This window comes from Shewanella xiamenensis (assembly GCF_014647135.1).
Lineage (GTDB): Bacteria > Pseudomonadota > Gammaproteobacteria > Enterobacterales > Shewanellaceae > Shewanella > Shewanella xiamenensis.
In genome coordinates this window covers 1-23,992 of sequence record NZ_BMOP01000029.1, presented here as the reverse complement: position 1 = coordinate 23,992, position 23,992 = coordinate 1, and the positions used below count along the sequence as shown (strand labels likewise).

The 23,992-nt window shown below is 45.8% G+C and carries 16 protein-coding genes and 1 pseudogene; 11 read left to right on the top strand and 6 right to left on the bottom strand.

All coding sequences use genetic code 11. The features are described 5' to 3' along the window. Window positions 1-63 precede the first annotated feature (63 nt). Window positions 64-657, top strand: a complete 594-nt coding sequence (locus IEY09_RS17750) for a tRNA-uridine aminocarboxypropyltransferase (protein ID WP_188872101.1) — start codon at window positions 64-66, stop codon at window positions 655-657. A gap of 299 nt (window positions 658-956) precedes the next feature. Here IEY09_RS17750 and pdgA read toward each other — a convergent pair whose 3' ends face one another. Then, on the bottom strand, window positions 957-3,074 hold the full coding sequence (pdgA, locus tag IEY09_RS17745) for a diguanylate cyclase PdgA (RefSeq protein ID WP_188872099.1): 2,118 nt from the start codon (window positions 3,072-3,074) through the stop codon (window positions 957-959). Window positions 3,075-3,356: 282 nt separating this feature from the next. On the opposite strand from pdgA, the gene IEY09_RS17740 reads away from it, so the two are divergent. Continuing rightward, window positions 3,357-3,710, top strand: a complete 354-nt coding sequence (locus IEY09_RS17740; protein ID WP_037426688.1) for a hypothetical protein — start codon at window positions 3,357-3,359, stop codon at window positions 3,708-3,710. A gap of 66 nt (window positions 3,711-3,776) precedes the next feature. After that, entirely contained in the window at window positions 3,777-4,415 is a 639-nt protein-coding gene (locus tag IEY09_RS17735; protein WP_188872097.1) for a class I SAM-dependent methyltransferase, read from the top strand. Here the strand turns inward: IEY09_RS17735 and ftsZ are convergent. Beyond that, window positions 4,412-5,512 (bottom strand): cell division protein FtsZ, encoded by a 1,101-nt coding sequence (gene ftsZ / locus IEY09_RS17730; protein WP_229778020.1) that lies wholly within the window; start codon window positions 5,510-5,512, stop codon window positions 4,412-4,414. The two genes, IEY09_RS17735 and ftsZ, sit on opposite strands and share 4 nt — an antisense overlap. Window positions 5,513-5,621: 109 nt before the next feature. Next, entirely contained in the window at window positions 5,622-6,626 is a 1,005-nt protein-coding gene (locus tag IEY09_RS17725) for a helix-turn-helix transcriptional regulator (RefSeq protein WP_069453993.1), read from the bottom strand. Window positions 6,627-6,859: 233 nt separating this feature from the next. Here IEY09_RS17725 and IEY09_RS17720 point away from each other — a divergent pair. From IEY09_RS17720 to IEY09_RS17710, 3 genes and pseudogenes are all read left to right on the top strand, one after another. Beyond that, window positions 6,860-7,881: pseudogene (locus IEY09_RS17720) on the top strand (transposase). 339 nt (window positions 7,882-8,220) lie between these two features. Next, a complete protein-coding gene (locus IEY09_RS17715; RefSeq protein WP_188872093.1) occupies window positions 8,221-8,466 on the top strand; it encodes a hypothetical protein in 246 nt (81 codons plus the stop codon). A gap of 144 nt (window positions 8,467-8,610) precedes the next feature. After that, a complete protein-coding gene (locus tag IEY09_RS17710; protein ID WP_172587297.1) occupies window positions 8,611-8,982 on the top strand; it encodes a nuclear transport factor 2 family protein in 372 nt (123 codons plus the stop codon). 340 nt (window positions 8,983-9,322) lie between these two features. Here the strand turns inward: IEY09_RS17710 and IEY09_RS17705 are convergent, their stop codons facing one another. Further along, window positions 9,323-10,213 carry a LysR family transcriptional regulator gene (locus IEY09_RS17705; RefSeq protein ID WP_050991407.1) on the bottom strand — a complete coding sequence of 297 codons (891 nt, stop codon included), beginning with the start codon at window positions 10,211-10,213 and terminating at the stop codon, window positions 9,323-9,325. Window positions 10,214-10,493: 280 nt separating this feature from the next. Between IEY09_RS17705 and IEY09_RS20380 the strand changes: the two genes are divergently transcribed. The 4 genes from IEY09_RS20380 (at window position 10,494) to IEY09_RS17685 (ending at window position 19,968) form a co-directional block, all read left to right on the top strand. After that, on the top strand, window positions 10,494-15,392 hold the full coding sequence (locus IEY09_RS20380; protein WP_188872091.1) for a S8 family serine peptidase: 4,899 nt from the start codon (window positions 10,494-10,496) through the stop codon (window positions 15,390-15,392). A 205-nt stretch (window positions 15,393-15,597) separates the two neighbouring features. Continuing rightward, the gene (locus tag IEY09_RS17695) at window positions 15,598-17,010 is read left to right on the top strand and encodes an amidohydrolase (protein ID WP_188872089.1); all 1,413 of its coding nucleotides are present in this window, start codon (window positions 15,598-15,600) and stop codon (window positions 17,008-17,010) included. A gap of 136 nt (window positions 17,011-17,146) precedes the next feature. Then, window positions 17,147-18,478: a M16 family metallopeptidase gene (locus tag IEY09_RS17690; protein WP_144345277.1), complete on the top strand. Its 1,332-nt coding sequence runs from the start codon at window positions 17,147-17,149 to the stop codon at window positions 18,476-18,478. Window positions 18,479-18,489: 11 nt separating this feature from the next. Beyond that, a complete protein-coding gene (locus tag IEY09_RS17685; protein ID WP_373290370.1) occupies window positions 18,490-19,968 on the top strand; it encodes a M16 family metallopeptidase in 1,479 nt (492 codons plus the stop codon). Between the two features lie 115 nt (window positions 19,969-20,083). On the opposite strand, the gene IEY09_RS17680 is transcribed toward IEY09_RS17685, so the two are convergent. Beyond that, on the bottom strand, window positions 20,084-22,111 hold the full coding sequence (locus tag IEY09_RS17680) for a S9 family peptidase (RefSeq protein WP_188872085.1): 2,028 nt from the start codon (window positions 22,109-22,111) through the stop codon (window positions 20,084-20,086). Window positions 22,112-22,356: 245 nt separating this feature from the next. Here IEY09_RS17680 and IEY09_RS17675 point away from each other — a divergent pair, with 245 nt between their 5' ends. Then, entirely contained in the window at window positions 22,357-22,911 is a 555-nt protein-coding gene (locus IEY09_RS17675; RefSeq protein WP_047533294.1) for a hypothetical protein, read from the top strand. Window positions 22,912-23,081: 170 nt separating this feature from the next. Here the strand turns inward: IEY09_RS17675 and IEY09_RS17670 are convergent, their stop codons facing one another. Then, window positions 23,082-23,636 (bottom strand): hypothetical protein, encoded by a 555-nt coding sequence (locus IEY09_RS17670; RefSeq protein ID WP_144345273.1) that lies wholly within the window; start codon window positions 23,634-23,636, stop codon window positions 23,082-23,084. Window positions 23,637-23,992: the final 356 nt, after the last annotated feature.

The window sequence follows — 23,992 nt, the reverse complement described above, 5'->3', positions numbered from 1 at the left end:
GGGCATTTTTTATGGATAATTCAAGTTGCTATACTACTGGAAATTATTTATCGAGAACTCGCTTTGAGCCGTCAATATTGTCCTATTTGCTGTTATCCGATGAATGCTTGCTTATGCTCCCATGTGCAGCAGATAAAACCGCAGACGCAACTAGTGATATTACAGCACCCCTCTGAAGTCGAACATAAAAAGAATAGTGTTAGGGTGTTAAGCCTAGTGATACCTAATACTCAAGTGTATGTGGGTGAGTCTGAAGCGGATTTTGCCTCGCTGCGGGAGCAATTAAGCCGATGTCAGCGCCCTGTTTATCTTGTATATCCCTCAGAGCAGAGCGCGAGTGTTGAAAGTCAGTCTATATGCGCTGATTGTGTGTTGCTATTAATCGATGGTACCTGGCGAAAAGCCTTTAAAATCTTACAATTAAATCCATGGTTAACACAATTTCCGGCAGTGCATTTGGCCGAAGGCTATACGTCAAGATACAAGATCCGCAAATCAAGCCGCAGCGATAGTCTTTCAACATTAGAGGCGTGTGCTTATATGTTAAAAGCGCTTGATGAGGGTTTAGATGTGAACCCGTTATTGGTCGCCTTTGATGCTATGGTTGCGATGCGATTGCAGGCGATGCCCGCAGAGGTGAGGTTGCGCTATGATTAATTTCACTTTTTAGAATTGCGGGAAGTGATTTTCATTTTTTGCATTTTTGAGACTCTGTACGAATTAAAATAGTTAAAATCTTATTCAGATCACGCTAACGTAACGTAAAACAAGGTTTAATAGTGACGATTCATTTGCACGGCAAATGATGAGATAGCTTTGCCAGCCAATTGCTTTGCAGGGGAGTGATTCCATATTTTATGGTGTGCTGGCAGGGCTATCGAGCCTATCGATAGCCAATCCATATTATCTTAATAAACAATCAGTCACTGTGTTTAAGCGCCTTTAATCGTCTCTATTTAAGCAATGTATTTCTCGGCTAAATAGGACTGAGTAAACTGCTCAACATAACTTGGATAACCAAATAAAAAGCCTTGGGCAAAGCCTTGTCCCATATGGGTAATAATGTCTTTTTGTTGTTGTGTCTCAATGCCTTCCGCCACAAAGTGAATGTTGAGCGCCTGTGCTAATTGCACAATGGCATGGCAGAGTTTTTGGCCTGATACATCATTCAAACGTAGAACAAACTCAGCATCAATCTTGACACTATCAATGGGCAAGGTACCTAAGCGGCTTAAAGAAGAAAGGCCAGTACCAAAGTCATCAATGGCAATGCCTACACCTAAGGCTTTAATACGTTCTAGCGTATAGCGAGCCTGTTCTGGTTGGCGTAGCAGTGCAGATTCAGTGATTTCTAAAATTAAGGCTTCAGCGGGTAGGGCGACCATTTCCAGCGCACTGACGACTTGGCCGACAAAGTCTACATGCTCTAATTGCAACGGAGAGACGTTAACCGAAATCTTAAAATCGGGCTGATATTGTGCGCGCCATAGTGATGCTTGCTTGCAGGCTTGTTCGAGTACCCATTGTCCTATGCTGACAATGAGCCCCGTTTCCTCCAATAAAGGCACAAACTCAGCTGCCTCATAATGTTCGCTGGGAGACTTTTGCCAGCGCAGTAGTGCCTCAGCACCAATGGGGGTGTTGGTGTGCAAATCCACAATGGCCTGATAGGCGAGTTTAAACTGCTTTAAACTGTGGGCATGCCTGAGATTATTGATGAGTTTTAATTTAAGCTCAGCGGCTTGGCTCATCGCTTTATCATAAAACACTAAATGAGGCTGGTTCTTCTTTGCGCAATACATGGCGGTGTCGGCCAAACTAATCAGTTGGCCAGCCTGATCACCGTGTGTAGGAAACAGCGCGATACCAATACTGGTACCGAGGAAAAACTTTTGCCCTTCGATTTCGAACGGACTGTCGAATAAACTTAAAATTTGCTCTGCGAACTCTTGGATTTCTTCCTTACAACTACAATCTTGTAGCACTAAGGTAAATTCATCCCCACCCATACGGGCAATATCCGCTTTTTCGATACAACCCGCTTCTAAACGGGCGGCAACGAGTTGTAATACTCTATCGCCCATTGAATGGCCAAAGCTGTCATTGATATTTTTAAAGCCGTTGAGGTCTAAAAACATCAGTGCGCCGAGGACGAGAGGATCGTCTTTTAATTTATCAAGTGCGCCATTAAGTATCTGTTTAAGATGAAAACGATTTGGTAACCCCGTTAACGTATCATACATGGCGCGGGTGGTAAGTTGCGTCTCGAGCAGCTTTTTGGTGCTGATATCACTAAAGATATTCACATGATATTGAATGCCATCCGCAGCGATGCGCCGACTACTCTGCCATGCGGGAAACGTGCTGCCATCTGAGCGTTGTTTTAAGGCTTCACCCTGCCAAAACCCGCGCTGTTTTAAGGCCTGTAAACACTCGCTTTGTTCACTGAGATTAAGCGGGTTGGCTTCTAAAAAATCGGGCGTTTTATTGATTAATTGTTCCGCGCTATAGCCACAAATACGACACATCGCCTTATTGACCGCCAATACCTTATTGTCGGTGTCGGTGATATAAACGGCCTCGGCACTTTCTTCCAAGGTCGTCGAGAGAATTTCTTTCGGGATATGGGCAAAACCATCGGCAATGGCTGGCCTGACTTGAGTTCTACGGTTTAATGCTTGTAACTCGACCAGTACAACAGGTTGTTGCTGTAAATAACAACGATAGAGGTTTACTCGGGTGGGCAGTTCATTCCCTTGATGATTAAGGTGGAGCCAACTGAATTCGACATTAACCCCCGAGACGGCTTCTAGGATCATCTCCCGCGCAAATTCAACACTGTTACGCCCAGATGATTGAATTCTAGGGGAAAAATCATAAGGTGTGGCATTGACAAAGGTGTCATATTCAGTACCAAAGTAGTCTAAGGTGGCACTGTTTGCGCTAATAAAACTAAAGCCTTGGATCAGCGCGAGGGGTGTTTTATGGGGATGGGCTCGCCAAATAGAGAGTTTCTCTTGCAACAGCGGATCATCTGTTGTGAGTTTATTTAGCAAGTGCTGCCATCGAATCATTAGGATACTCCCTCGGTGACACAGATTAAGGTCACATCCTTTCCCTTAGTTTTTGTTTATATCAAATCGTACATCATTCATATGGGGTTAAAAATAAACCGAATCGATGTTTTGCTCAAATATAAATTAAAAAATAACAGTTTAAGATAGGTTCATTTGATTTACTTCAGCGAAAATCATGCTAACTCATCACGGCAAAATAATGTTTTATGCTATGTTTTGCCATGCAGGCTCAGTTTGGCCTGGCCATTTGTGAATTAAGGACTCTAGAGAAGGTGTAGGATGCAAAGACTAGTCAAAACTATCGTTTTAGGTATGTGTCTCGCCGCAGTGTTGCCCGCGGCGCATGCTGCTGAACAACCCAAACCTCGGTTAACCTTGGAGCAAAGGGCTGATAAGGCGCGTATCGACTCTGAGCGGATTGAACAACTGCAACTTGAAAAGGCGCGCCAAGCAGCCAAAACAACCTCAGCACGGGAAGAAACAATAAAACAGCAAACCAATCCGCAGGATTGGGAAGTGCAACAAAAGCTCAAGGCGCAAAAGCAATTTGATGAAAGGGAAAGCCGTGAGCAAAAATATCTGCAAGAAGCCAAGGAAGCTGCGGCCAAAGAGCGTAAAATCCCTAAACCTTAGCTGTTAATCGCGATCTATTTAAAGGCAATCTCTGCCGTTTGCCTTACGACTTTTTAGGAGCTGCTGTTGAATACCTGTCCGCTGTGCCATAGCACCGATTTAGTGGCTTATCATCAAGATAAACGTCGTTGTTACCAACAATGCCAGCGCTGTGCTTTGGTGAGTGTCCCCGCCGAGTTTTATCTAAGCTCTGAAGCTGAAAAAGCCGAATATGACAAGCACGAAAATCACCCTCAGGACCTCGGTTATCAGCAGTTTTTAGATAGAACCCTCGCTCCTTTGTTGACCCGCTTTACTCCATCGGCGTTAGGGTTCGATTTTGGTTGTGGTGAAGGCAAAGTCTTAAGTCTGATGGCCAAAGCGCGGGGTTATCGGGTCGAGAACTACGATCTTTATTACGCTAACCACCCCGAGTTACTGACTCGCCAATACGATTTTATTACCCTTACCGAAGTGATTGAGCACGTAAGTGATGCCGATGCTTTGCTGACTCAGTTAAAGGGGATGCTCAAACCCAAGGGCATTTTAGCCGTGATGACCAAGCGAGTGCTTAATCCCACGGCATTTAGCACTTGGCATTATAAAAATGATCCCACTCATATTAACTTTTACTCCGAAGTCACTTTTCAGTGGCTTGCCGAGCATTATGGTTGGCGGCTCGAAGTGATAGATAAAGACGTGGTGTTTTTGCATCAAGCCCACTAATGCGTCGGAGGCTTTTGCTGCCGCAGATAAGTTGGGATTTGCAACTTATCTAAATCAAACTTCGATTGTGCTGGTTCGGGTATGGGTAGGGCTGGACGTTTAATAAAATCATGCACATTGATGTAGCTATCATCAACAATCTGTGCCGGGTCTGGTTTTGCTGTCTGCTCTAATCCAATTCCCGTTGCAATCACCATGATTTCGAGCTCTGACTCGAGTTCAGGATTGATGGTTAACCCAATAATCACTAAGGCATCTTTGGGTAATTGCTCATGCACTGTCGCACCGATTTGGTTGTATTGACTGAGTTCGATGGTGTCTTTGGCTACCACACTGACAATCGCAGCTTGCGCTTGATTTAGCTGGATATTATCGAGCAGGGGATGTTGCATGGCGCGTTTAACGGCTGAGACTAGATCGTCATCCGCCTTAAGGTTACTCACGCCCATGGCCGCACGGCCTTGGCGACTGATGACGGAAATAAAATCATTTAAATCAATATTGATAAGCCCAGCTTGGCTGATGGTAGTGGCAAGCCCAAGCAGTACATCTTGCAAAATTTTATTGCTCTCCTTAAAGGCGTTAAGCAAGGTGACTTTGGCCCCGAGCACCTCGGCAAGCTTGTCATTGGGGAGTACGATAACAGCATTGGCACTTTCCAATAATGCTTGTAATCCCGCCTCGGCATTGGCCGCTCTATGTTGCCCCTCAAAACTAAAGGGCGTAGTGACGACGGCGATAACGGGTTTCAATAGTTCTCGGGCGAGTCTTGCGACCTGTGGAAGTGCACCAGTGCCCGTTCCGCCACCTAAACCCGCAGTCAAAAATACAATATCCGCGTGCTGCATTTGCTGACTTAATTCCTGGGCCGATTCAATCGCAGCTGCACAACCGACATCGGGTTTAGCGCCAGCGCCTAAGCCTCTGGTGGTTTGCGGGCCAATTTGAATGCGGGCGTGGCTGCTGGTGGCCGCCATGGCTTGCGCGTCGGTATTTACTGAGACGAGTTCGACGCTTGGCGGCAGATTGGCGTGGCTGAGTTGATTAATGGTATTGCAGCCGCAGCCTCCTACACCCAACACGGTTAATTTGGGCATAGTGCTAGCGGATCCTTCACTGATAAGTTCAAACATGGTGATTCTCTCGATTAGCTGTTATCTCTTAAAGCTAACCTTGAGTAGCGACTAGACTTGTCGCATCAAACACTTAAACTGAAGAAAGATATTTGGCATACATTTTTTGGCTTAGGGCTGCAAAATGCTCCCGTAGTTTTTCTGGGGCTAATACCTCAACGGTGTCGGCCATTTCCCATAGCGCCGCGCGAAGTTTTGGGGTGTCATTGACCTCAGCCGTTACATAAAAGCGGCCATCCTCACGTAATTGCATGGTTTGGTTTTCACTAAATTTAGCTTCACGCATGATAAAACTTGCCCGATCGGCGAACAGTAATTCGAGGTGAATTTTTTCACCACTTAGACCTTGGGCGGTTTTATTAATATCGAAATCTGTACTCGCCACCGCAGGAGTTGAGAGTAACTGTGCATCACGCAGTAAACCTATTGGTTTATGATGGCGGCGTTTATCAAAACTGCCAATCGTAAAGGCGAGCAGTGCTACACCGTCACGGATTAAAATTCCCTGTGGATTGATTGGGTTGTAATGCAGCCAATGCATTTTGCCATTGATCCGTTTTTTTATATCGCAGCTAATTTGCTTTTTATCCAAAATCGCCTGTTGTATTACCTCTAGGGATTTAGGTTCGTGCTGCGGCAGGATAAAGGGATAAGGCTCTGGGAGCTGTGCAACTCGGCAAGCCCAATAAAGCCAAGGATTCTCAGGATCGCTAGCCAGCACTTGGTCGGCCCGTTCGAAATAGGGTTGCAGTTGTTGCAAGCTTTGTGGCGGCATCAACTGGCTGGCACTTCGCTTTAAGGTGGTTAATGCCAGCGCCATATGTTGATCCATTAACTCCAGATTAAGGCCACGCCAGCAAGATTCAATTGACCAACCATAGGGCTTGTTTCTGTCATCGAGGCGCAAGCCAAAGGTGCCCATTTCATACATCGCCTTGAGGTCTCGCTGCACTGAACGCTTACTGATATCTTGCGTGCGGTTTGCTAGTCTCTCGACTAATTCATTCACCGAAATTTTGCGCGGAGCACGCGGGATTAAGCTGAGTAAGGTCACTTGACGCTGAAAATTAGGCTGCATGTAAATTGATAAGTTATAGGCTTAGGCTCGAATATCCGTATATTAATCAATAGCAGCGACAAAAGCTGTCGTAGCTATTGAGCTTTCGCCTATAAATGATGTTTAAAAGGTGATGGAGAGTTAAAAGCAGTGAAGCTGAATCGTCTAATCGAGGCAATCGGACACCCAACCTTAATCGAGCGGTAGTTAATCTCCGACTATGCTTTGGTTAAGCATTAAACAAGGAGGTTTGTATGCCGCGCCCTCGTAGAACTCAGATAAGTCTTGAACTCTCACCTTAACATCAGTCCCTATTACCATTGCTGTAGCCGCGTTGTTCGGCGGGCTTTTTTATGTGGCGATGATAGTTACTCGGGTAAAAACTATGACCATCGCCGCGCTTGGGTGGAGTCATTATTATTTGAACTTGAAGCGGTTTTTGCCATCGATATCGCAGCATTTGCGGTGATGTCGAATCATCTGCATCTGGTGTTGCGGGTGGATATCGAGACTGTCAATTGCTGGACTGACCGCGAAGTCCTTGAGCAGTGGCATAAGTTGTTTAAGGGCGATGAATTAACGCAAAAATTCGTAAAAGGTGAGTTAGTTGAAGCCTATGAGGTCAACAGATTAAAGCATTCAATTGCCCTTTATCGCAGTCGTTTGTGTGATATTTCATGGTTTATGCGCTGTTTGAATGAACCGATTGCAAGGCAAGCAAATCAAGAAGATAACTGCACTGGCAGGTTCTGGGAAGGTCGGTTTATCTATTTATTTTATGGAGACTCAAGCCCTACTCGATGAAGCTGCGGTATTAGCCTGTATGACTTACGTTGATTACTCTTTGTTAAAAGAAAGTCCCATTAGAGCGCAACTCGCTGATACACCTGAACAATCCGACCATACCAGTATTCAACTACGTATTCGGGCTGCATTAAAAGGTGAGCAGCCGAGCAATCTCCTGCCTTTTATTGGTAATGAGTGCGACAACCAACCCAATGGCATTGCGTTTTCCTTAACCGATTACCTTCAATTGGTGGATGATACAGGCCGAATTATTCGCAATGATAAACGTGGATACATCAGTGAAAGTAGTACCAAGATACTGAACAGATTAAATATCCCCCATGACAATTGGCTCAAGCTGACCACCGAGTTTGGTAAACTATTTCATGGTCCAGTAGGCACATTGCAAGAACTGAGCGATTACTGCGAACATCTCGAAAAGCGACGACGGCACTTTGCTGCAAGTTGTCAGCATTTTCACAGTAACTGATAACTGCTTATATTACTTCGAAAGCAATGCTTACCTTGCATCCCAAAAACACGATGGGATAACTTACCTCGTCTAAAACACTCTATTTTTGAAAGAATTAACTCAATTTATTGCCTCAGATACTGCCCCTGTGACTTTTGCTCTCTCATTTAGGCAATTTTTAGATCTTACAAGTTGTAGACAAACGTAAAGTACATTATGTTGTTGATTTATATTGGGTGGCTAGATTTATTCCGAGATTTATTCCATTATGTTTTTGATTTAAAATGAGTGGCCGACTTATTTTGATATATCAACTAATTAAGTAAGATAGATGTTTGGTATAGAGATAGGTGCAGTATGCGTAAAAATAGGTCATTGAGTAGTATTGCTGATTGCCCAGCATGTGGCTCAACGCTGAAAGGTAGCTTGGCGACTTTGAAATTACACTATTCGGAAGCTCATAAGCGTAAACCTTCAGAAGCAGAGATTTTCCGTTTCAGATCATTTAAGAAAAAGAACAAAAAGAATCGTTATGTGGTTGGTTATGATAGCCATCCTAATGAGGTTTCTGGTGGCTTGCCATCCCTTGGTAAACGGCGTTAGCTAAACACATAACAAACGCCTCAAGAGGGACTGTCAACGCGCGGCGTTTCCAGTCCCATTGAGTCGCGGTGGTTGCAGTTGTTGCGTTTGAGTTTAGTGGTAGTGCGTTGCCAGTCCCTTAGGCGGGCTTTACTTGGAGATTTTGTGGAAAACTTAAAGGCAAAGCTCATCGAATTAGAAGAGCATTTATTTAAGGCTGAGACCAGAGCTTCATACTGCGAATTGGATGAACTAATTGCGGATGAGTTCACTGAAATTGGTGGTTCTGGAGTTCGTTTTGGAAAAAAAGAAGCTCTGGAGCGCTTGCCATCAGAATCGCCTCCTAAGATCAGTGCATCTGAATATGAATTGAGACATTTAGCGCCAAATTGTGCCCAGTTACTTTATAAAGCTGTCATGGTCAAAGGTGGTGAGACAACCGCTATTTACTCATTACGATGTTCAATATGGTCTCTGATAAATGGGAGGTGGCAAATGATCTTCCATCAGGGCACCTTATGTAAAGCATTTGAGTAGTAACCCTAACAAGGCCATTAATTACGCTCCCTACGGTCGCGCGGCTTATGGCCAGCGTTACCCCATGGAAATAACCAACTTATTAGTGTAAAAAACTAACGCGCTTCTGTCCCAATCTTGTCCGGTAAGGATATCTATTCTTCGTTGTCTGATCATTTAACTGAGCGTAACTAATTCTGCATTCGTAATAAATGCCAAGGTTAATAAACCATATTTGACGGAATGTATGGCTAAAAATTATCTATAGCTTAATCGAGTGTTATCTTGTTTTTAATGCTCATTTTTATACTCATTTTAATGTCAGTGGCGCTGTATCTTCCGTAGTAAATCCAAACATCACTTAAAGTAGCAAACTTAAAAGGCGTTTTGCGGGAGCACTGATTTGGTTTTTAAGCATTACCACACTAAAAAATACGTTTAGTTTAGGCATATCGATGGGGGTTATTACTCGTACCGCATGTTTAATATCATCATCAAATAAGGTGATTTGTGGTGTTAATGCGACAATTTGAGAGTGTAATAGGGCGCCTTTTATCGGTGGGAAAGAATCGTAATGTAATAATCCCGAAAAGTCATTGCGATATTTATTAAACAGATCGCCAAATTGTTCACTGACGCCATAAGGTAAGTTTTTGGGTATGGCGAGTGGATATTTACGAATATCTTCTAGGGTTAAACGATCTAAATACGTCAACGGATGTCCAGCTCTGGTACAAAAAACCGCTTCAAAAGAAGGTAAATTAAAGGATTGTATCGAGCTTTCGTGGCCAATAATCTCACCTTCAACATCAGTAATTAATAGTGTGAGCTCTCCGCGTAGCAATTTTTCCAGTTGTTGTTGCCAGGTACCAACTTCGAGATCGATATGAATGTCTGGGTATTGCTCAAAAAAACGTCCGAGAATCGGCCCTAGAATGGTATTTGCCGGTACAGGGCTTGCACCTATAGATAAATAACCACTGCTCTTACCCTGCATATAGTGTAATTCTTTTCGAAGGGCTTCGACGTTTTGCAAAATATGCTGACTATGGCTGAGAACGAGCTCCCCAGCAGGGGTTAAAGAAGTTGATTGATTCCCCCTCAGCAACAGTTCTGTACCCAGTATATGTTCGAGTCGTTGAATGCTTCGGCTTAATGAAGGTTGAGCAAGATTTAATTTTTGGGCAGCTTTTTGAAAATTACGTTCTTTGGCTAAAATCTGGAAATTTTTAAGATGCTTAAACTCAATCACAAGTCATTTGTCAAGTAATTACAACATATGTGCAACATACCCTTGTAACTCAGTATCGACAAGCAGACGTTGGTGACAATTTGTATCTTTATCTTCATATGAATAATTAACAATTATGAGTAAGTGTTTGTTTTGATTTTTTAATTATTTGGCTCTGTTCTCGTATAGTTTTTTGTCATCAACTGATACGTAAAATGCATTGGCTTTAAAGTATTGCTGACGGTAACTATTCATTCTGCAAATAACAAATTTGCAACATAAATCTAACAAGGAATGAGTAATGAAATTGAAGAAGATCAGCATAATGACCTTTGCGGCGCTATATGCGACCGGAATAGGGACGTTAGTTGCCAATCCTTTAGATAGGAACCAAGCCGAGCAAAAACTTATTGGTATCAAGCTGGCACCCGAACAAATATTAGCCAATAAAAATAAACCAACCCATCCGGCTTTGAATCGCGCTAATAGACCGGGTCAAATTGGTATGAACGTCCATCGCGCTGTAAATGGGAGTAGCCATAAGGCGCCATTTGCATGGGAAAAGGGCATTGATGGAACGCATACCTATATTATTCAATTAATGGATGCTCCTGTTTCACTTTATCAGGGTGATAGACCTGAGTTTGCCGCCACGTCGCCTCGTAGCAATCAGCCCGCAATACGTTCTAATGAGCGTTTTGGGACAATCGATTTAAAGAGCAAAACCGTTAAAAACTACCAAGCTTTTTTAACGCGCTCTCAGAATGAAACCGCTAGCCAAATCAAGCGTGTTGCGCCAGATGCTGAAATAAAGCGTCGCTTTAATGTGGCACTAAACGGTATGACCATGGTGTTAACTCAGGAGCAAGCCGCTGAAGTGGCTAAGCTGCCCAATGTTAAAGCGGTGACTCGGGCGAAGGAATATCAATTATTCACCGATGTCGGCCCTAAGCATATTGGCGCTGATATGATTTGGCAGGGCACGAGCACTCCCGACGGCGTAGCGATGCGTGGTGAGGGCATTATTGCCGGTATTATCGACACTGGGATTAACTCAGATCACCCGTCTTTTGCCGCAGTTTCGGCAGACGGTTATAAGCACGTCAACCCATTAGGCGAAGGCAATTATCTGGGTGACTGCCAAGAATATCCTTTGATGTGTAACAGTAAGCTTATCGGTGTTCGTTCCTACGATATGATTACCGATACCTATAAAGATCCGATTTTCCAACCCGATCTGCCACCGTGGGAAGTGGATTATAAACGCCCACCCAATGGTGAAGATTACAACGGCCATGGTTCACATACTGCCAGTACCGTTGCGGGTAACGTGCTCTACAATGTGCCCTTTAAACTGAGTGGAACTGATGAAAAATCAGATGGTTTTGATACCTCTTTAGTCTTCCCCGAAATTTCAGGCGTTGCCCCAAGAGCCAACATTATTGCCTACCAAGTGTGTTATCCCGGTGGTGGTTCGTATGGCGAAAACTACGGTGGTTGTCCTGGCGATGCATTAGTCGCTGCTATTGAAGATGCCATTATCGACGGCGTCGATGTAATTAACTTCTCTATCGGTGGACTTGAAAGTCTGCCTTGGTACGATGCCGTTGAAATGGCGTTTTTAGCTGCGCGTGAATCGGGGATCTCTGTTGCCGCTTCGGCGGGTAACTGGGGACGCTATGGCCCTGGCTATATCGACCATGTCTCACCTTGGTTAACATCCGTTGCCGCCAGTACCCATGGTCGCCAAATTGAACCTGTTGAAGGCTCGCTCACTTTTGCAGGTGAAAACGCACCTAATAAAATGGCAGGTTATGCCGTAACGGGAGATATCACTGGCCGTTTAGTTGATGCCGCAACCTATAGTGATCCACTGTGCTTGGCTCCTTTCCCAGCTGGCACATTCAATAGCGATGATATCGTGTTGTGTAAGCGCGGTGAAAATGCTCGCGTACAGAAAGGCGTCAACGTTGCTGCGGGCGGTGCAGGTGGGATTATTTTATATAACGCCGTATCTTGGGACGATGGTACTGGCGCGAATAGCCTAAATTTAAACCCTTTCCCTATCCCTGGAATGCACATCGACGCGGCATCAGGCAATCAGCTTGTTGAATGGATTGCCAACACCACAGAGCCTAAAGTCACCATCACTGCGGGTAAGATTATCACCACTGAGCGTGAAGCCGATGTGTTAGCTGACTTCTCCTCCCGTGGTCCAAGTAGCACTAACCCCAATGTAATGGTGCCTAACGTGTCTGCCCCAGGGGTGGACGTGTTTGCTGCTTATTCTGACGAAATGCCTTTTAGCTTGTATCCCTCACCGAGTGATTATGAAGCGATTAGTGGTACTTCCATGGCAGGTCCACATGTGGCAGGCGCTTTAGCGTTATTAACCCAAGCGCACCCACAATGGACGCCTGCGATGATCCAGTCGGCACTGATGACCACCGCCGTGTTAGGTAAAGCTCCAACCTACGATAATCCGCCAAAATTAGTGGATGCAGCTTTCTACGATATGGGTAGCGGAGTGATTAACGTAGCCAGAGCGGTAAAAGCGGGTCTGGTGATGGATGAAAACGGTGACAATTATCGCGCAGCCAACCCCATGGAAGGTGGCGATGTGACCGCGTTAAACGTACCTTATTTAGTCAATGCGGAATGTAAAAGTAGCTGCACTTGGATGCGTACCTTTACTGCCACGGCAGACGGTGAGTGGAACGTGAGTGCGACCGAAATTACCACAGAAGGCGCGCCTTTCCTTGAGCTAAGTGTTTATCCGCAAACGATTAAGTTAAAAGCGGGTGAGCAGCAAAGTATTATGGTAACGGCGAAAATCCTCGATGTAACCTCTGTCAACGCTAACTCTTCCTCAAACGAAGTGTTTGGTAAAATTGACCTGAAACCGACGGACGCCAGTTTGCCAGATCAATACTTGCCCGTAATGGCACGTTTTACTGGCTCTAGCTTGCCTGAAATTGTCGCAGGAAAAATCCACCGCGATACTGGCACTATGTTGACACCAGAGTTGATGACCAAAGAAATCAGCGCGCTGAATGTCAAAGTGAGTGGCTTAACCGCAGGTACAGTCACAGAGCACAAACTTAATGCCGCCTATGTTGACTTTACAAAGCCTGAAACATTGGAAAATAATCCGGGTGTTTCGGTGCATTTCTTTGACGTACCAGAAGGCACTCGCCGCATCGTATGGGAAGAAGTCTCTGCAGATAATGCCGCATCAACGTCTTTAGATATTGGTATGGACTTGAATAGCAACGGCAAAGTGGAATGGTATGACGAGGCGATTTGTTACTCCTATACCGATGTTACCGACTATTGCGCGATCAATGACCCAACGCCAGGCCGTTACTGGGTGATGTTAGGTAACTTTAAGCGCCCATGGGGAGACGAGATTGATACCAAAGACAGCATTAAAGCGAGTCTGGCGATTATCTCCGACACTGATACTAAGCAACTGAATGTAACAGGGCCAGCAAGTACCAATGGTATCGATCCTTACCAATTACAAATGAACTGGTCTGTCACAGGCAGTAAAGCGGGTGATCGCTTATACGGCTTGGTTGAAGTCGGTAATGGTGCGCAAAACGTTGGCAACATTGGCAAAATGGCCGTGCATTTAGTGCATGAGGGCAATGATGTCAGTATCACGACCAGCCAACAACAAGCCAAAGAAGGCGATGTTGTTGAGGTTAAGATGCTGATGGCACCAAACCTACTCGGATTAGAGCGCGATGTGAATATTGCCTTAACACTGCCCGAAGGTTTGCAATTATTGCCTAACACGCTAAAAGCGAACAGCAATAACCAAGATCTTAAAGCCGGCCTGACTGTTGCTGCACAGCAAATCACCCTGAAAGCGATGCAACAGGCGAGCAATGCGCAAAAACGTCAATATCTCTTCACCACGAGCGATACCGATGAGAGCTGCCGAATTCCAATCGGTTCAAATCCTTATTATTTGGATTTATTTACCGAGGCTGGAATCGCGTCTGAAGCGGCAATTGCTGGTCGGGTGAATGATACGGTAACTGTGCCATTAAGCGCATTTGGTATTGATCGTATCCCGCTGTATAACAATCCAGAAGAGTATTCACACAAAGATACCTTAAGCATTTCTCCTGGTGGATTTATTCAGCTCGATCAACTACCACTGTTTTGGGCTGCTCACTATCCAATGGAAGAGCAATATTTCCCCGATACTGTGATTGCTCCGTTATGGCGTGGAGATGGTGTTACCATCCCTGAATATAATTTGGATACCGAAAGCATGGACGGCGTATCGCTTGCTGTTACCAATGACCGACGTTATCTGATTGTTGAATGGGACAATATGCGTCAGGATTTTGCCTTTGGTATTAATCATGATCCTGATTACGATGCCCGTTACAGTTTTGAGCTATTAGCCTCAACTCAGCTTAATTTTGCCCCTGGTGAACATGAGTTTATTTTTGCCTATGACAAATTAACCGGTAACAAAGCGCATTTAGGCTCAATTGGTTTACATGGTTACTATGGACCACGTGGCACCTTTGGCCCTGCGTATGGTTATATCGGTGATGGCTTTGCCTTTAACGATCTGGATAAGAAAATTGCAGAAGGCTTAGTGGTCTGTGCTAACTACACAGGGCCTGAAGCGACAGCAATCGAACTATCATTCTCGGCTCGTGTTGGCGCCAAAGCGGTAGGTCAAGATCTGCAGATTATTGCTAAAAGTGATTACACTGGCAGCAGTAGTGTGACCTCTAGCGGAAGCCTCAAAGTACCTTCAAACCTTGCGATAGGTGCACTCGGCAATATGTCTGTTGCTGAAAACACCAGCATCAGTTTTGAGGTGCTAGTGCAAGACAAAGAAAATACCGCTAATGGTATCCAAGTCACAGGCGCGCATATCACCTCAGTTGTTAATGGTAACCAAGTCACCATCACTCCCGAAAAAGATTGGCACGGTACAACCACTGTCACAGTGAAAGCCTTTGATAAGGTTTATCAAAATGACATGGTGCAAACGAGCTTTAACTTAGTCGTGAACTCTGATGGTGTAGAACCTACGCCACCAACTACGCCTCCAACACCACCTGTTGAAGAGACTAAAGAGAGCGATGGCGGTAGCTTGGGTTGGCTTGCCATCCTGATGCTTGGCTTGATGGCCGCATCACGTCAAAAATGGATTGTTAATAAGTAAACTTCACCTTTAAGTAGTACCTTGTCTTTGGGCCTTCTAACGGAGGCCCTTTTTTATGCGTCCAAGTATGGATGAGCATCGGCCATAAATGATGTGTTTATCCTACATTAATTCTTCGTTACAAGCCTTGCTATTAAATCTATTAACAATTCTGTGATGTGCGTGTAGTTTAGATAGCTTATAAAAACAACAATAGGTTATCGCTATGACTGTATCCTCGGTATCGCGCACTTTATCAACATCTTCTGTCGCCACATCCTTTGCACCTTATGTGAGTTCATTCGGTGTGAGTACATCAAAATTGGCCAAGAGCTTACTGGCTTCCATCGTCACTTTGAGTTTAATGGGTATAGGCTTAAGTTCTGCCTATGCGGCGCAGCCCGATGCGGCTAAGTTGGCGGCGAGTGTGGAGCAAAAGGTGATCGACTGGCGCCGTGATTTACACCAGCATCCAGAGCTATCTAATCGCGAGTTTCGCACCAGCAAAATTATCGAAAAGCATCTGAAATCCCTCGGATTAGAAGTACAAACGGGCATCGCCCATACCGGGGTTGTTGCTATCTTGAAAGGTGGAAAGTTAAAGGGCGGTAAGCCCGGCCCTTTGATTGCGATCCGCGCTGATATGGATGCTTTGCCCGTGACCGAAGTCGTCGATGTGCCCTTTGCCTCTAAAGCGACAGATACCTATCGTGGTCAAACCGTAGGGGTGATGCATGCCTGCGGCCACGATACCCATGTGGCCATGCTGATGGGCGTGGCCGAGAATTTAGTGAAAGTGAAAGATAGCCTTGCCGGCGATGTGATGTTTATCTTCCAGCCTGCTGAAGAAGGTGCGCCCGATGGCGAAGAGGGCGGCGCGGAATTAATGCTCAAACAAGGGCTGTTTGCCAAGCGTAAACCCGACCAAGTGTTTGGGATGCATGTGACCTCGAGTATGCCAAGCGGCATGATTGGGGTGCGCAGCGGCCCAGCAATGGCGAGTGAAGATTCCTTTACGATCAAAGTGAAAGGTCGCCAAACCCATGGCTCGCGTCCGTGGAATGGTGTCGACCCTATTGTGGCCGCGGCGCAAATTATTACCAATGTGCAAACTATTGTCAGTCGTCAGGTGGATATTACCAAAGCGCCTGCCGTGGTGAGTTTTGGCGCGGTCAATGGCGGCATTCGCTCGAATATTATTCCTGATGAAGTCGAGTTGATTGGCACCATCCGCACCTTTGACCAGCCTATGCGTGCCGATATTAAGGTGCGCTTGGCCGAAATCGCCGAATTATCGGCAAAAACCTTAGGTGCCACCGCGACAACCGAAATCCATCAAGGTTATCCCGTGGTGGTGAACAATCCCGAATTGGTCGCCAGTATGCGCCCCGTGCTTGCCAGCGTGGTTGGCGATAAGATGCTGATTGAGCCTGGATTAATCACAGGTGCCGAGGACTTTTCTTTCTATGCTTTGGAGTCTCCTGGGATGTTTTTCTTCCTCGGGGTGACGCCAAAGGGCACAGATCCTGAAGCGGCGGCCAGTAACCATTCGCCAGCATTTTATGTGGATGAAAGCGCGTTAAAAGTTGGTGTTGAGGCCATGACTAAGGTTGCCCTTACGGCACTGAAGGCACAATAAACCGCTTAAGCCTTATTCCGTCAGCTTTTCGGTATAACTTGAGCTTACAAAAAATTGGGCGGGAAGATCTTTTCGCCCTTGATTTGTTAATCAATATGCCCTCTTATGTGAATTTTTACAGCAAGGAGCGAACAAGATGAAGCGCACGCTATCGGCGCTGGTATTGGCGATGGGACTCTTTAATCCCCTAAGCCAAGCACAGGCCACCACGGCAGAAGATATTAAGAGTTTCACGCTAGATAACGGCATGAAAATCATGGTGCTAGAGGACTCTTCTATTCCCAATGCCAACATGTATCTATTTTGGAAAGTCGGTTCCCGTAACGAAGTCCCGGGGATTACCGGTATTTCACACTTTTTCGAACATATGATGTTTAATGGCTCGAAAAAATACGGCCCTAAGATGTTCGACCGTACCATGGAAGCCGCAGGCGGGGCTAACAATGCCTACACCACAGAGGATATGACGGTTTACACCGACTGGTTCCCAGCCAATGCGCTGGAAACCATGTTCGACCTCGAGGCTGACCGTATCGCCAACTTAGATATCAATCCCGCTATGGTGGAAAGCGAACGTGGCGTAGTGCAGTCGGAGCGTTCAACTGGGCTTGAAAACTCCAACTGGAATACCCTTGAAGGCGAAGTTAAAGGCGTAGCCTTTTTAGCGCACCCCTATTCTTGGTCAGTGATTGGTCATGAATCGGATATCGCCGCTTGGACCTTGGAAGATTTAGTGCAATACCATAAGACCTATTACGCGCCAAACAATGCGGTCGTGGTGATTGCGGGTGATGTGAAGCTTGCCCAAGTTAAAGCCTTGGCCGACAAGTACTTTGCGCCTATTCCTGCGCAAACACCGCCAAAGGCCGTGCGTACCGTGGAGCCTGAGCAAAAGGGTGAGCGCCGTACCTTTGTTCAAAAAGCCTCGGTCAGTACGCCTAATGTGATGCTGGCTTACCATATTCCGGCAGCGACTCACGCAGATTTTTATGCGCTGGATTTATTAAGTTCGATTTTAAGCCAAGGCAATAGCTCGCGTTTATATCAAGCGCTGGTGGATAAACAAGTGGCCTTAGAAGCGCAAACCTATATGCCGATGTCGGTCGATCCCAATCTCTTTTACGTCATGGGTGTAGCTACGCCAGAGGTGAAAGCATCGACGCTAGAGCGAGCGCTGATTGAACAAATCGATGCCATTGCGACCAATGGCGTTAGCCAACAAGAGCTAGATAAAGTTAAAAATATCAAGTTGATGGATTTTTACCGCGCGATGGAAACCATTAATGGTAAGGCCAACACTATCGGCACCTATGAAATGTATTTTGGCAGTTACGACAAGTTATTTAATGCGCCAGAGGCCTATAACAAGGTAACGCCTGCGGATATCCAACGTGTTGCCCAAACCTATTTACGCAAATCGAATCGCACGGTCGCGGTATTGGCGGCAAACGAGGAGAACTCTCAATGAAATCGATGGCAATGAAACTCTCCTTTGTAAAATCATCCTTTGTCAAATCATCCTTTGTCAAATCATCTTGGCAACCGACGAAGTTAGTGGTCGCATTGGCCCTAGGCACTAGCTTAGCCTTATCCGGCTGCGCCTCCACCACGGCATCCAAACGCGTCGATACCGGCAGCTTTGCCATGCCAAGTTACGACAAGTTAGTGCTAGATAACGGCCTTACAGTGTATTTAATGCCACAGCGCGAAGTGCCGTTAATTACCTTAAATGCCGTAGTACGCGCAGGTGCCGTTAATGACACCACAGCAGGTATCGCTCAAATGACCGCCCAAGGTTTACTCCTTGGTGCGGCGGGTAAATCCAAGGCCGAGATTGAGCAGCAAGTGGATTTTCTCGGCGCTAGCTTAGGGGCCGAAGCCGATAAAGAAGGTAGCTATCTGGCCGCCGATTTTATGGCGAAAGATACCGATGTCATGCTCGGCCTATTCAGCGCCGCGCTATTAAGCCCAGACTTTGATTCAGCAGAATTCGACAAGCTTAAGCAGCGCGCCATTGCGGGTTTACAGCAGGATAAAGAAAGCCCACGCGCTGTTATTGGTCGCTACTTCGATAAACTGGTGTTCGGTGCTCATCCTTACGGTAATGCCTCATCGGGTAATCGCGAGTCTCTTGAGCAAGTCACAGTGTCGCAGCTGCGCGCCTTCCATAAGAGCTACTATCAGCCCGCCAATACTGCATTAACTGTGGTGGGGGATTTTGATGTGGCGGCGATGAAGACCAAGTTAACCCAGACTTTTGGTCAGTGGAAAGGTAGCGAAAAACTCGTTCAGCCCGACTTAAATCAAGGTTTGCCTAAGTTAACTGAGGCCAAAGTGCTGCTGGTGGATAAGCCAGATGCGATGGAAACTACCTTTGTTATCGGTGGTTTAGGCATTAGCCGTGATAACCCTGACTATGTGGGGCTAACGGTAGTGAATACTATTTTAGGTGGTCGCTTTACCTCTTGGCTGAACGATGAGCTGCGGGTGAATGCGGGGCTAACCTATGGCGCGCGCTCCGGCTTTAGTCCTTATACCTACTCGGGCGTGTTTACCATTAGCACCTTCACTAAGACGGAAACCACTCAACAGGCGATTGATTTAGCCCTGAAAACCTATGCTCGTTTATGGGAAAAAGGCGTCGACCAAGCGACTCTTGATTCGGCTAAGGCCTATGTTAAAGGTCAGTTCCCGCCTAAGTTCGAAACCTCGGGCCAATTGGCAGGACTCTTATCTGGCATGTATCTCTACGGCTTCGATGATAAGTTTATCAACGAGTTTCAAGCGAAAGTGGACGGCTTAACCTTAGAAGAGACTCAAAGGTTAGTGAAAACTTACTTCCCGCAAAAGGACTTACAGTTTGTGCTGATCGGCAACGCCAGCAAGATTGCGCCGATAGCTGCCAAGTATGGCCAAGTGCAAACCGTTGATATTAATGCGGTGGGTTTTGGTCAATAACCACTGGCGTTAGTTATTTCACCCAATAAAAAGGTCTGCAGAGTGCAGACCTTTTGCTTTTCTGTTCTAGGTTCTAGGTTCTAGGTTCTAGGTTCTAGGTTCTAGGTTCTAGGCGTTATTGCGCACCTGGCTTGGCGTAGTGAGCCATCCAATCTTTCACTTGGTTATACCAATAGATGGAGTTGTTAGGCTTCATAATCCAATGGTTTTCATCGGGGAAATAAATCATCCGCGATTCGACATTACGGGTTTGCAGGGTGCGGAACAGCTCAAAACCTTGGCCGACGGGCACACGATAATCGAGTTGCCCATGGCTGACTAAGGTTGGAGTGTTAAAGTTGGCGGCAAAGTAATGGGGCGAAATGGCTTTATACAGCTCAGGATTATCCCAGTAGTTACCAAAGCGGGTGCTGTGGACGGCAAAGTCCGCCGACATTTGTGAGTACATGTCGTACACCGCAGCGTGGATCAGCAGCGCCTTGAAGGGATGCGGCTGACCTAAAATAATCGAGGTTAAGTAGCCACCATAGCTGGCACCGCCGGCAACCATACGATCGCTATCGATCCAACTTTGTTGCTTAAACCAGTCTGCGGCTTTGAGCACGTCTTCGAGGGATTTGTTTTTCCAATCTGGGTTAATGGCATCGGCAAACTCTTGTCCAAAGCCGCTAGAGCCGTGGAAGTTTGGCCACGCGGTAACATAACCCCAAGAGGCGAAGGTTTGCGCATTCCAGCGGTAATGGAAACCATCGCTAATGGCGTTGTGTGGGCCGCCGTGGATTAACATAAACAGCGGATACTTTTTGCTGCGGTCGAACCCGGGAGGATAGTGCACCCACATTTGAATGTCTTGGCCTTGGTAACCTTTGTAGGTGACCGACTCATAGGTGCCTAAATCGACATCCTTTAAAATATCGTCGTTAAATTGCTCTAAACGCTCGGTTTTACCATTGCGTGGGTTGATGCTGACTAAACGCGCTGGGTACAAAAAGCTTTGATTAGTCGCAATCAACTGACCATCTTTGGCGATAGCTGGCTGGCTAAAGTCGGTGGCTTGAGTGATGGCCTTGGCCTTACCGCTCTTAGCATCGATATGGTAAATACGGTTTGTCGCAGCATCATCAATGCTGGCATAGAAACCCTTGCTATCAGGTGTCCATTCGAATTGAGAAATTGAGCGATCCCAATCGGCAGTGAGTGTGGTGAGTTTGCGACTGCTTACATCCAGCAGCATTAGCCTTGCGGTATCGGCATAAAATCCGGGGATTTTTTGGCGCGTAAAGGCCAGGGTTTTGCCGTTAGGACTAAAGGATGGATTGAGATCCGGCGCGGGGTTATCGGGAGTGATGTTGTCGGCTTTGCTGCCGCCGATGGTGGCGAGGAACAAGTCTAATTTGGGATCGACGCGATTATCCGAACCATAGGCGCTAAAGGCGATTAAGCGTTCATCGGGGGAAATATCATAGCTTGAACTGCTTTGGCTTGAGCGTGGCAATTCATGACCTAAAGGCTGAGTCACGGCTTCGACCGTGCCGCCCGTTGCAGGGATCCTAAACACATGGGCCTGACGGCGCTCATCTAACCAATGATCGAACTGCGAATAGGGCAGCGCATTCCACTGGCGGGCGGAGACTTTATTATCTTTATCTGTCTTGATCTGGGCCTTCATTTGCTCCCAATTCTGTTCAGGAAAGATATTGCTAATAAAATACAAATGCTTGCCAACCCACTTGACACCATTGACACCAGTGGGAATATCCGTGAGTTTGCTGGCTTCACCTGGGCCATCCATAGGTAGTAGGTAAATTTGGCCCGCGTCATCATCGTTACGTTCGCTGATAAAAGCTAAGGTTTTACCATCTGGCGAAAACACCGGCTCGCTGACTTTTAAGCCTTTGGCGGTAATCGCACGGTTATTTTTACCTTCACCGTCGAAGCGCCATAGTTGGGTTGAACCTTTGTCTTCCTTAAGGTCGTACTCAGTCACAGGCGCAATAATATGCTCGCCCGTGGATGACACCACTGGGCTACCTATGCGTTTGAGTTGCCAAAGTAATTCGACTGAGAGTGGTTTGCTTGCTTCTGCAAATGCCGTGCTGAAAGGCATGAGTAAGCTAAGCAGTAAAATGCCTGCCTTCTTCACTAGATGTCTCCTTATCATTCAGAGTGTTATCGTTATTTTGTCCCGTTAAACATCACAGTATAGAAACTGAGCATGAAATCAAACTGAGTCTATCGGTGGCAAGAGTGACTTTTATGTAAGTAACTGTAACCACTGAGGACATTTTGATGGCAAGGTATGTTGGGTATGGTGCAAAGTGTTATGGCGTATTTGTGGCTAAGGTGTTTTAACGCTAATGTATTGGGAGATTGGAATAGGACTCGAATATGGCGTTAATCATCCCGCAAAAACTGGGCAAGCTATTGATCAAAAATGTATTGATACTCGCCTTGGGCAGCTTGGCTATCTTTCCTGCGCTAGCCGCTAAGGTCAGTTTTAAAGCCTTTTGCCCGCAAATGGTGGGGCAGTGGCAGGGCAATGCCGCTAAGGCAAGTGACACCCCTAGACAAGTGACGGTCAATGGATTTTGTTCCCACGATCAGCGGCAGTTGATCCTCTCCGTAAGTGTAGGAACGCACGCTCCCTACAGCGAGACATGGTGGTTTAGGGAGCAAGGCGAGCAAGTGCTGTTAACCTACTATGACGGTGTCTCGCAGGAGAAGCAGCAACTCTTTAGTTTATATCAACAAAATGGTGATTATTCCCTGCTGGGCGAGGGAGTCGTTAATGCGCGCGCCGCCTTAATCCAACTGTTATTCGAAGCTAAATCGCCCCAAGGCGCATGGCAGTGGACGCAAAATATCCAATATTTAGACGATGATATCGACCGCTATCAGCTCTTTCGTGGGATAGAAATGACGCCTGTCGCACCATTGAATTAAGCCGACTTATTCATACTCGACAATACGCAACTCACTTTGGGAAAAAATCGAGTTTATTTTTTACGGAATTATCTTCATTTCGAATAAATAAAAATAATCCCAATAACTGAAAGTTGAGCAGTAATGAGATTAAGAAAACTACCTTTTTTATTAATTTTATTTACGTTCTGTTATTTAAACTGATTATTAATATTTCGTGCTAGTTCATTTATAATGGTGAGCAGTGTTGAAATAGTGTTGTCGGAAACTAAGTCGTTAGCCCTTACATCTTCTGCAATCATTGATTGAACATCGGATATTTTAGTTAATATCTCAGGATCAAATTTTTTTAACTTTAACTCAAGGCTTAGTCTGGTTATTCTAAATCCTGTTTCACCGAATTTTTGGTTACCAATGATAGGTGTATCTTTGTTGAAAGCGATGGTTAATGTAGTCAACAAAGCGTCTTGAAGTTCTGAGGATAGGTTATAAATGTGGCTTCCTCTTAACTGTGACTTCCATGCATCAAGAGCGAGATACGCCAACGCAACCCCAAGAACCGTCGCAATCGAAGCCAATACCGACGTTATTACCTGTGCTCTATTGAACCAGATATCAATAGTCGAAGAAGAGTAAAATAAACCGATCAGGAAGCCGACAAATCCTGAAAATAAGATAAACGCTGCAAGAAACATCTTTTTTAAAAGCATGGAAATTTGCTCTGATTCAATAACAATACTGGGCACTTTCTATCATTACTAAAGTTTGGTCAATGCTCAGTAGCTGAAAGTTATTGATCATGTGCTCAAAACAATCTTTGGGGCAATATCTTTTAGCCAGATGAACAGTTCTGTGGTCGTAAAGATTGTTATTGTTGCAACTGTGACCGTTGGCGGCAGGGATGCCGCCGTCGAGCCTATAGGGATATATTCACGGCGTGTCACTGGGGAAACAATGACAATTCACACTGCACACCTAAATAGCTGATCCGAATACTGCTACATTTTCGCCGTGCCATGCCCACTGCCAGGAAATGGGGAAACGGTTCCCATAAAATGCCATACCATGCCAAGCAGTTCCCGTATGTTCCTGCAAGCGTGAT